Source organism: Haloterrigena salina JCM 13891 (assembly GCF_000337495.1).
GTDB lineage: Archaea > Halobacteriota > Halobacteria > Halobacteriales > Natrialbaceae > Haloterrigena > Haloterrigena salina.
Genome location: NZ_AOIS01000033.1, coordinates 23814 through 32062 on the forward strand (window position 1 = coordinate 23814; position 8249 = coordinate 32062).

11 protein-coding genes are annotated in these 8249 nt (G+C 65.1%); 9 read left to right on the top strand and 2 right to left on the bottom strand.

Going from position 1 to position 8249, the window contains the following annotated elements; genetic code table 11:
* Window positions 1-11: 11 nt before the first annotated feature.
* The 3 genes from C477_RS09175 to C477_RS09185 are packed head-to-tail and all read left to right on the top strand — an operon-like array spanning window position 12 to window position 3489.
* Complete coding sequence (locus C477_RS09175; protein ID WP_008894194.1) at window positions 12-1970, top strand: ABC transporter permease; 1959 nt, start codon at window positions 12-14, stop codon at window positions 1968-1970.
* Window positions 1970-2770, top strand: a complete 801-nt coding sequence (locus tag C477_RS09180; RefSeq protein ID WP_008894195.1) for an ABC transporter ATP-binding protein — start codon at window positions 1970-1972, stop codon at window positions 2768-2770. Before C477_RS09175 ends, C477_RS09180 begins: the two co-directional genes overlap by 1 nt.
* Window positions 2767-3489: an ABC transporter ATP-binding protein gene (locus C477_RS09185; protein ID WP_008894196.1), complete on the top strand. Its 723-nt coding sequence runs from the start codon at window positions 2767-2769 to the stop codon at window positions 3487-3489. The genes C477_RS09180 and C477_RS09185 overlap by 4 nt, the downstream gene beginning before the upstream one ends.
* A gap of 78 nt (window positions 3490-3567) precedes the next feature.
* Here C477_RS09185 and paaI read toward each other — a convergent pair whose 3' ends face one another.
* Together paaI and C477_RS09195 are read right to left on the bottom strand one after the other, a co-directional pair.
* Window positions 3568-3960: a hydroxyphenylacetyl-CoA thioesterase PaaI gene (gene paaI / locus C477_RS09190; RefSeq protein ID WP_008894197.1), complete on the bottom strand. Its 393-nt coding sequence runs from the start codon at window positions 3958-3960 to the stop codon at window positions 3568-3570.
* A gap of 46 nt (window positions 3961-4006) precedes the next feature.
* Complete coding sequence (locus tag C477_RS09195; protein WP_008894198.1) at window positions 4007-4645, bottom strand: helix-turn-helix domain-containing protein; 639 nt, start codon at window positions 4643-4645, stop codon at window positions 4007-4009.
* A gap of 99 nt (window positions 4646-4744) precedes the next feature.
* On the opposite strand from C477_RS09195, the gene paaA reads away from it, so the two are divergent.
* From paaA to C477_RS09220, 6 genes are all read left to right on the top strand, one after another.
* Complete coding sequence (gene paaA, locus C477_RS09200) at window positions 4745-5686, top strand: 1,2-phenylacetyl-CoA epoxidase subunit PaaA (RefSeq protein ID WP_008894199.1); 942 nt, start codon at window positions 4745-4747, stop codon at window positions 5684-5686.
* 2 nt (window positions 5687-5688) lie between these two features.
* Entirely contained in the window at window positions 5689-6006 is a 318-nt protein-coding gene (gene paaB, locus C477_RS09205; protein WP_008894200.1) for a 1,2-phenylacetyl-CoA epoxidase subunit PaaB, read from the top strand.
* Window positions 6006-6929: a 1,2-phenylacetyl-CoA epoxidase subunit PaaC gene (gene paaC / locus C477_RS09210; protein WP_008894201.1), complete on the top strand. Its 924-nt coding sequence runs from the start codon at window positions 6006-6008 to the stop codon at window positions 6927-6929. Before paaB ends, paaC begins: the two co-directional genes overlap by 1 nt.
* A gap of 5 nt (window positions 6930-6934) precedes the next feature.
* Window positions 6935-7351 carry a 1,2-phenylacetyl-CoA epoxidase subunit PaaD gene (gene paaD, locus C477_RS09215; RefSeq protein WP_008894202.1) on the top strand — a complete coding sequence of 139 codons (417 nt, stop codon included), beginning with the start codon at window positions 6935-6937 and terminating at the stop codon, window positions 7349-7351.
* Window positions 7348-7518, top strand: a complete 171-nt coding sequence (gene paaE / locus C477_RS24055; protein WP_008894203.1) for a 1,2-phenylacetyl-CoA epoxidase subunit PaaE — start codon at window positions 7348-7350, stop codon at window positions 7516-7518. Before paaD ends, paaE begins: the two co-directional genes overlap by 4 nt.
* Before the next feature lie 69 nt (window positions 7519-7587).
* Window positions 7588-8249: phenylacetate--CoA ligase family protein (locus tag C477_RS09220; protein ID WP_008894204.1), on the top strand; the 662-nt coding region annotated here is incomplete at its 3' end.

The window sequence follows — 8249 nt, forward strand, 5'->3', positions numbered from 1 at the left end:
TTCGATAACCAATGATCGGTGGAATCTTACAACAACTGGTCGACGGGCTGACGATCGGCGTGGTGTACGTCCTCTTGGCCGCCGGGCTGTCGGTCATCTTCGGCGTCATGCACGTCATCAACTTCGCTCACGGCGAACTGTTCGCGCTGGGAGCGTACTTCGCCCTGGCGCTGATCGCGCCGTTCGGCGGAACGGCGTTTTTCGCCGCGTTGTTCGTCGCGCCGCTGCTCGTCGGTATCATCGGCGTCGCGATCGAACGGTTCACGGTGCGACCGTTGTACGGACGGAACCCGCTGTACCACATTCTGTTGACGTTCGGGCTGGTGTTGGTCATCAACGACCTGATTTACCTGATCTGGGAGCCCGGCAACGTCAACCTCCCGACCCCGGCGATCCTCTCGGGAACGATCGACGTCGTCGGACTCAACGCCAGCGTGTACAACGTGTTCGTCATCGTCTTCGGCGCCGCGATGGCGCTCTCCGTCTGGGCGATGCTCGAGCACACGAAGTACGGTCTGATCATTCGTGCGGGTTCCCAGGACCGGCAGATGGTCCGGAACCTCGGCATCGATATCGACCGGTACTACTCGCTGGTCTTCGGAATGGGGGCTGCGCTCGCCGCGGTCGCCGGGATCATCCTCGGCGGCTACCAAACGGTCAGCCCCGAGATGGGAATGTCGGTCATCATTCCGGCGTTCGTCATCGTCGTCCTCGGCGGCCTGGGCAGCTTCAAAGGAGCCGTCGCCGGCGGGCTCCTCGTCGGTATCATTCAGACGCTTCTGCGAACGTACGCGCCGATCCTCGAGGGAACGGTGATCTTCCTGCTGATGATCGGTATCCTCCTCGTCCGGCCCCGCGGACTGTTCGGCGTCGAGATGGAGGAAGAGGGCGGCGAACTGCTGACCGGATCCGGCGGCGTCCTCGACGATCGGACCCGCAAGTGGGTCGGACTCGCGGCGGTCGGGCTACTCGCCCTGCTCCCGCTCGGGGCGGGGACGTTCTATTCGACGTACACGGTCACGCTCGCGATCGAGATCCTCGTCTGGGCGCTGTTCGCGCTCAGTCTGGACTTCGTGATGGGGTACACCGGACTGGTCTCGCTCGGTCACGCGCTGTTCTACGGGCTCGGCGCGTACGCCGTCGCGATCGCGTTACTACACGTGAGTCAGTCGGCGTTCGTCGCGATCGGCCTCGCGATCGTCATTTCCGCGGCCATCGCGTGGGTCGTCGGCTACCTCTCGATCCGCGTCTCCGGCGTCTACTTCGCGATGATCACGCTCGGCTTCGCCGAACTGTTCTACAACATGCTGTATCGACTCGAGATCACCGGCGGCTCCGAGGGGCTGTTCGGCATCTCGACGTACTACGGGATCGCCGGGGTGGGAATCGCGCTCGACGAGATCGGACTCTTCCTCGGACCGGTCACCCTGACCGGGCAGTCGCTGTTCTACTACATCGCGCTGGCGGCCTTGATCGGGTCGTTCCTCCTCACCCGACGAATGCTCAACTCGCCGTTTGGGTCAGTCCTCAAGTCGATCCGCGAGAACGAACAGCGAGCGACGTTCCTCGGCTACGAGACGACCCGGTACAAACGCCGCGCGTTCGTGGTCAGCGGGGCGCTGGCCGGTCTGGCCGGCGGGCTCTTCACGCTCAACTCGGGGTACGCGGCGCCGTCGTTCGCCTACTGGCTCCACTCCGGCGAGGTGATCGTGATGGTCATCCTCGGCGGGATGGGGACGCTCTACGGGCCGATCGTCGGAGCGACCGTGTTCTTCGGCCTCGAGGAGATCCTCACCGGCTTCACGCCGCGGTGGCGACTGGTGCTCGGGACGATTTTCCTCCTGTTCGTGATCTTCCTCCCGCGCGGACTGGTCTCGCTTCCGGCGCGGCTCAAGCCCCTCGTGACGAGGGACTCCGGCCCGGGTGCGGAACCGGCGCCGGACGATTCGCACATGAGAGGTGACGACTGATGGCTACGGAACCGATCGAAACGGACGAGCGAGTCGCGGACGAACCGATCCTCCGAACGGACGAGCTGGTCAAGAACTTCGGGCAGTTCACCGCGACCGATCGCGTCGATCTGACGGTCGAACGCGGCGAGTTCCGCAGTATAATCGGCCCGAACGGCGCGGGAAAGACCACGCTGTTCAACCTCGTCACCGGCGCGTTGCCCGTCACCGACGGGCGGATCTACTTCGACGGCGAGGACATCACGACGCTCTCGCCAGCGGAGCGCGTCCGCCGCGGCATCGGCCGCTCGTTCCAGATCTCGAATATCTTCGGCGGACTCAGCGTCCGCGAGAACGTCAGGTTGGCGGCCCAATCGATCGACCGCGATCGGTACGGGTTCGTCGAATCGCTGTTCAAACCGACCCACCGGTACGACGGGATGAACGAGCGGACCAGCCGGATCCTCGAGCGCATCGGACTGAGCGACGTCGCCGACGAGGAGGCGAACGCGCTCGCCTACGGCGACAAGCGACGCCTCGAGATCGGCGTCGTCCTCGCGACCGAGCCCGACCTGGTGCTGTTCGACGAACCGACCGCCGGCATGAGCGTCGAGGAGACCCGGGAGACGATCGAACTGATCGAAGACGTGCTGGTCGACCAGACGCTGCTGCTGATCGAACACGACATCGAACTCGTCATGGAACTCTCCGACCGCATCACCGTGTTGAATCGCGGGCAGATCCTCGCGGAGGGGACGCCCGACGAAATCGCCGCGAATCGGGACGTCCAGGACGCCTATCTCGGGGGGATGATGGAATGAGCGCCGAACCGCTGCTCTCGGTCGACGCGATCGATTCGGGGTACGGGGACACGCAGGTGCTTCGCGAGCTCTCGCTCGCGATCGACGAGGGCGAGATCGTCTCGCTGGTGGGCCGCAACGGCGCCGGCAAGACGACGACGCTGCGGACGATCATAGGCATTCTCACTCCGACGAGCGGCACCATCCGTTATCAAGGCGAGGATATTTCGACGCTCGACGCGACGGAGACGGTCACGCGCGGGCTCGCGCTCGTCCCCGAGGAGCGCCAGATCTTTCCCGAACTGACCGTTCGGGAGAACCTGCAGATCGCCGACCACGGCGGCGCGTCGGACGTCGATTCGCTGTCGATCGAGGAGGCCCTCGAGATGTTCGAGAACCTGAAAGAGCGGACGGAGAACGCCGGCTCGTCCCTCTCCGGCGGCGAACAGCAGATGTTGGCGATCGCCCGCGCGCTCGTCGGCGGCGCCGATCTCATCCTGCTCGACGAGCCGACCGAGGGGCTCGCGCCGTACATCGTGCAGGACGTGATGGACATCGTTCGCGAACTCAACGACCGGGGCATCACCGTCTTGCTCGTCGAGCAGAACGTCCACGTCTGCCTCGAGCTCGCGGACCGGAACTACGTCATCAACCAGGGCGAGATCGTCTACGAGGGGACCGCCGCGGAGCTCGAGGCGAACGACGAGATCCTCGATCGGTATCTGGGCGTCACCGCGTAACCGACGCTCAGAAACGCTTTCTGCGGCGCAGTGATGTTCATAGCGACGCCGTCCCGTCGGCGTCGAGTCGATGACCGGTCACGGTTTGTAGACGCGCCCTCGAAACGTCGCGATCCGATCGTCGGCGTCGTCGGTGACGACGACCTCGTACTCGGCCGTCCGACCGCCGCCGTGGGTCTCCGCTGCGGTCGCGGTGAGGACGGCACCGACCTCGGCGGCTTCGAGGTACGAGACGTTCGTCTCCAGTGCGACCGCGGTCTCCCCGTAGGAGTTCGACGCCGCGGCGAAGGCCGCGTCGGCCAGCGAGTAGATCGCCCCGCCGTGGGGCGTGCCGTGGAAGTTCGTCAGCTCCTCGCTCACTTCGAGGCGGGTGCTCGCGGTCCCCGGCTCGAGGTCGACGAGTTCGATTCCGAGGGTCTCGCAGTAGGCGTCGCTCTCGATGCGCCGGCGAACCGCTTCGATGTCTGCCATACGGTATCACACCGATGCGGAGGGAAAAGTATCTAGCGGCGGACTCTCAGCTGAAGATCTGTCGAAACAGCGCCGCCTCGCCGCGGCGGAGCCGCTCGAGAAACGCCGATTTACTGATCCCGAGCTCGTCGGCGACCGCCTCCGACGAGGCGTTCCGGGGGATGGTGAAGTACCCCATCTCGAGGGCCGTCCGAAGGCACTCCTCCTGGGCCGGCGTGAGGTCCCATCGGTGGACGGGGGATTCCCTCGCTTCGGCCTGCAGGGGATAGACGCGCTCGAGCGTGACCCCGACGGTCTCGCCGGCGGCCTCCATGACGCCCTTGAGGACGTCGCGACCGACGACCGCACCGAAGATCATCGCCGCGCCGTCGCGGTATCGCAGCGTCTCGACGATGAGTCCGCCGTCGATCAGTCGGTGGACGACGCAGGGCTCTTTTGACAGGCAGCGGTACCGATAGCGCCCGTCTGTCCGCGAGACGTGCAGGTACGAGATCCGTTCGTCGTCGTCGAGTACTCGAGTGAGCCGGTCGCTCTTGGGCGAACTGAACCTGAGGAGATCGTAGCCGTCGCTGCGGTGCTGTGGCGGCTGCGCACCGATCTCGACGTCGACTTCCCGCGTCGCCTCCGAAAGCGGGCAACCGTCGTTCTGGACGCGGAATTCGACCGCGAGACATTCGTCGATCATGACGAGATATGTCCCCCGGTACCACTCACCAGTATTTAAAACCGCGTTATACGGCGGTCAACCCCTAAGGGTCTCTCCAGCGTTCATTCGAATGAAACGATGGACCTGGAGACAGCGAAAGAACGCGCGGGGCCGCGGGAGTTCAGCCCCGCCGACGACCTCCCCGAGGAGTACCGGAAAGCGGCCACGCGGATGATCGAGTTCCACGCGAACAGCGAGATCATGGGCGCGTACTTAGAGCGCCCGTTCATCCGCCAGGCGCCGAGCATCGACCGCAAGCTGGCGTTCTCCGCGAAGGTGCAAGACGAGATCGGTCACGGACAGCTGCTCTACCGCGCCGCCGAGTCGCTGGGCGTCAAGACGCGCGAGGAGATGTTGGACGACCTCGCCAACGGCGACGGGAAGTTCTTAAACTGCTTCCACTATCCGATGGAGAGCTGGGTCGAGACGCCGATGATCGCCTTCTTCGTCGACGGCGCGGCGATGCGCCGTCAGGCGACGCTCCGACGGACCAGCTGGGAGCCGTACGCCCACGCGATGGACAAGGTGTGTTTCGAGGAGGGGTTCCACGTCAAACACGGCGAGGACATCCTCGCGGAACTCATGTCGGGGTCGAAGAAGGAACAGCAGCTGACTCAGGAGGCCTTCGAGGAGTGGTGGCCCCGTATCATCCAGTTCTTCGGCCCGACCGACGACAAGAGCACCCACCACGATTTCGCGGCCTCGGTGGGGCTCAAACAGCAGTCCAACGACCAACTGCGCAACGCGTTCCTCGATCAGTACATCCCCAAGGCCCGAAAGTACGGCCTCGAGATCCCCGACGAGCCTCGGATTCGCGAGCGGGACGACGGCACCTACGAGGTCGAGGAGGACGACCTCGACTGGGACGAGTTCTTCACGATCGCGAAGAACGACTACGAACCCGGTCTGGATCAGATCAACGGCCGCAAGGCCGCACAGGAGGCCGTTCAGTGGGTCCGTGACACGATCGAAGGAGACGCTTCCGCCGCCGGCGGCCACGCGCCGCAGGCGGCCGACTGACCATGATCTGGGAAGTATTCCGCCAGGAGAAAACCGGCCAGTATCACACGCACTGCGGCAACGTCCACGCGTCGGACCGCGAGATGGCCAAGCAGTTCGCGGCCATCCAGCACGGTCGGCGCAAGCCGACTAACAGCCTCTGGGTCGTTCCCAGGGAGGAGATCGGCGAGATCGACTCCGAAGACGTCGCGTTCGGCGGGACGACCGACAAGAGCTACCGGTGGGCGACCGCGTACAACACGACCGGCAGGGACGCGAGCGAGGTCGTCGAGTCCGAAGACGAACAGGCGACCGCCGAACGACAACGGGGTGACGACTGATGGCGGCGAGCCTCGAGAACCCCGACGAACTCGACGAGCGCGAGCGGACAGCCCTCAAGACGTTGCTGAAGCGGCTGGCCGACGACGAGTTCGTGCTGGCCGAGCGCTACACCGAGTGGCAGGTCCGCGCGCCCAGCCTCGAGTCGGACCTCGCGCTGGCGAACAACGCCCAGGACGAACTCGGCCACGCCCGCCTGTGGTACGACGTCCTCGGCGACGTCGGCCTCGAGGAGCGAGACCTCGTCTACGAGCGCGATCCCGGCGACTTCCGGCACAGCACACTGGTCGAACTCCCCTTCGAGGAGGGCGACTGGGCCGACGCTGTCCTCCGGTCGTACCTCTACGACGTCGCCGAGGACCTCCGGCTCGAGGCGCTCGTCGACTCCACCCACCCGAAGATCGCCGACCGCGTCGGGAAGATCCGAAGCGAGGAGGAGTACCACCTCGAGCACGCCCAGAACTGGCTGGAGCGGCTCGCCGACGGTGGCGAGGGTCGCGAACGCCTACAGGACGCACTCGATCGGCTGTTCCCGTACGCGTTTACCCTGTTCGAGCCGTGCGCGCCGCCACGCGGCGCGAATGAAGCGAGCGGTGACGAACCGCGAGCAGTCGACCCCGACGTCGAAGACGATATCGTCGATCTCGGCCTTCGCGACGCAACTCTCGAGGAGATGGGCGAGGAGTGGCTGTCGATCGTCGTGCCGTACCTCGAGTCGCTCGACCTCGAGCTGCCGGTGGACGGTCGGGCTGACGACGGCGCCGACGAGTTCGAGTTCGAAGTGACCGAGGCGATGCTCCCCGAGGAGCGCGGTCGCGACGGGACCCACACCGACGCGTGGTTCGACCTCTACGACGAGTTCACCCACACCTACCGCGAACTCGAGCGCACCGAGACGACCAGAATCATGGACAAACCAGAGTAACCGTAATGAGTAGCAATATTCCGGACGACACCGACGCCACGCCCTGTGCCTACACCGACTACCGCGAGGGAGAGTCGACGGCCGACCTCCCCGCGACCGGCGCCGACGCGACCGGCCTCGCGGCCGACGTGTGGGACGCCCTCTACGGGATCGAAGACCCCGAGATGCCGATCAGCATCGTCGATCTCGGCCTGATATACGGCGTCAGCGTCGACGACGGCGACGTGACCGTCGACATGACGCTGACGTACTCGGGCTGTCCCGCTCGAGACATGCTCACGGCGGAGGTCGAAGCCGCGGTCACCGCCGTCGACGGCGTCGAGGACATCGAGTTGCGACTCGTCTGGAGTCCGGAGTGGACCGTCGAGATGGTGACCGAACGGGGCAAAGACGACCTCAGGGAGTTCGGGCTCAGCATATGAGACGGAGCCTCGATCCGAGCGTCACGACCAGCGGGGAGGCAACGGGCGCCGAGTGTCCCTACTGCGAGTCGACGGACACCGTCCGCGAACATCCGAAAGGACCGTCGCTCTGCCGGTCGATGCACTACTGCAACGGTTGCGAGCAACCGTTCGAGAAGTTCGGGTAATCGGTCCTCGCGGGCCTCGAGTGAGCGAAGAATTTTGGTATTCGATACCGTGATCGTACGCAACACGCCATGTCAGAGACTATCCAGCACACTCGTCGGGAGGAGCTGCGAGAACTGCAATCCGAACGACTCCGCGAAACCGTCGTCTATGCCTACGAGAACGTCCCCTTTTATCGGGAGGCGCTTGACGAAGCCGGCGTCGCGCCGTCGGATATCGAGCAGATCGACGACGTCCGAACGCTCCCGTTCACGACGAAAGAGGACTTCCGCGACGAGTATCCCGACGGCCTCTTCGCCGTCGACGACGCCGACATCCGTCGCATCCACGCCTCCTCGGGCACGACGGGCAAACCCAAAATCGTCGCCTACACCGAGGCCGACCTCGAGCTGTGGAACGAGGTGATGGCCCGATCGATGGACGCCGCAGGGCTCGATCCAGGCGAGACGTTCCAGAACGCCTACGGCTACGGGCTCTTCACCGGCGGGCTGGGATTCCACGGCGGCGCCGAAGCGTTCGGGGCGACGGTGATCCCGATCGGCAGCGGGAACACCCAGCGCCAGGTCGAACTCGCACGTGACCTCGAGAGCGACGCGATCGGCTGTACGCCGTCGTACGCGCTCTACTTCGCCGAGACGGCCGCGGAGATGGGCGTCGATCCGCGCGAACTGCCGCTCTCGACGGTGCTCTACGGCGCCGAACCCTGTACGGACCCGATGCGCGAGGAGATCGA

Excerpts from the sequence above, each read along its gene's own strand:
- paaI (WP_008894197.1), bottom strand. The coding sequence starts at position 3,960 with ATGGCAGACATCGAAGCGGTTCGCCGGCGCATCGAGAGCGACGCCTAC.
- C477_RS09195 (WP_008894198.1), bottom strand. The coding sequence starts at position 4,645 with ATGATCGACGAATGTCTCGCGGTCGAATTCCGCGTCCAGAACGACGGT.
- paaC (WP_008894201.1), top strand. The coding sequence starts at position 6,006 with ATGGCGGCGAGCCTCGAGAACCCCGACGAACTCGACGAGCGCGAGCGG.
- paaD (WP_008894202.1), top strand. The coding sequence starts at position 6,935 with ATGAGTAGCAATATTCCGGACGACACCGACGCCACGCCCTGTGCCTAC.
- C477_RS09175 (WP_008894194.1), top strand. The coding sequence starts at position 12 with ATGATCGGTGGAATCTTACAACAACTGGTCGACGGGCTGACGATCGGC.
- C477_RS09180 (WP_008894195.1), top strand. The coding sequence starts at position 1,970 with ATGGCTACGGAACCGATCGAAACGGACGAGCGAGTCGCGGACGAACCG.
- paaB (WP_008894200.1), top strand. The coding sequence starts at position 5,689 with ATGATCTGGGAAGTATTCCGCCAGGAGAAAACCGGCCAGTATCACACG.
- C477_RS09185 (WP_008894196.1), top strand. The coding sequence starts at position 2,767 with ATGAGCGCCGAACCGCTGCTCTCGGTCGACGCGATCGATTCGGGGTAC.
- paaA (WP_008894199.1), top strand. The coding sequence starts at position 4,745 with ATGGACCTGGAGACAGCGAAAGAACGCGCGGGGCCGCGGGAGTTCAGC.
- paaE (WP_008894203.1), top strand. The coding sequence starts at position 7,348 with ATGAGACGGAGCCTCGATCCGAGCGTCACGACCAGCGGGGAGGCAACG.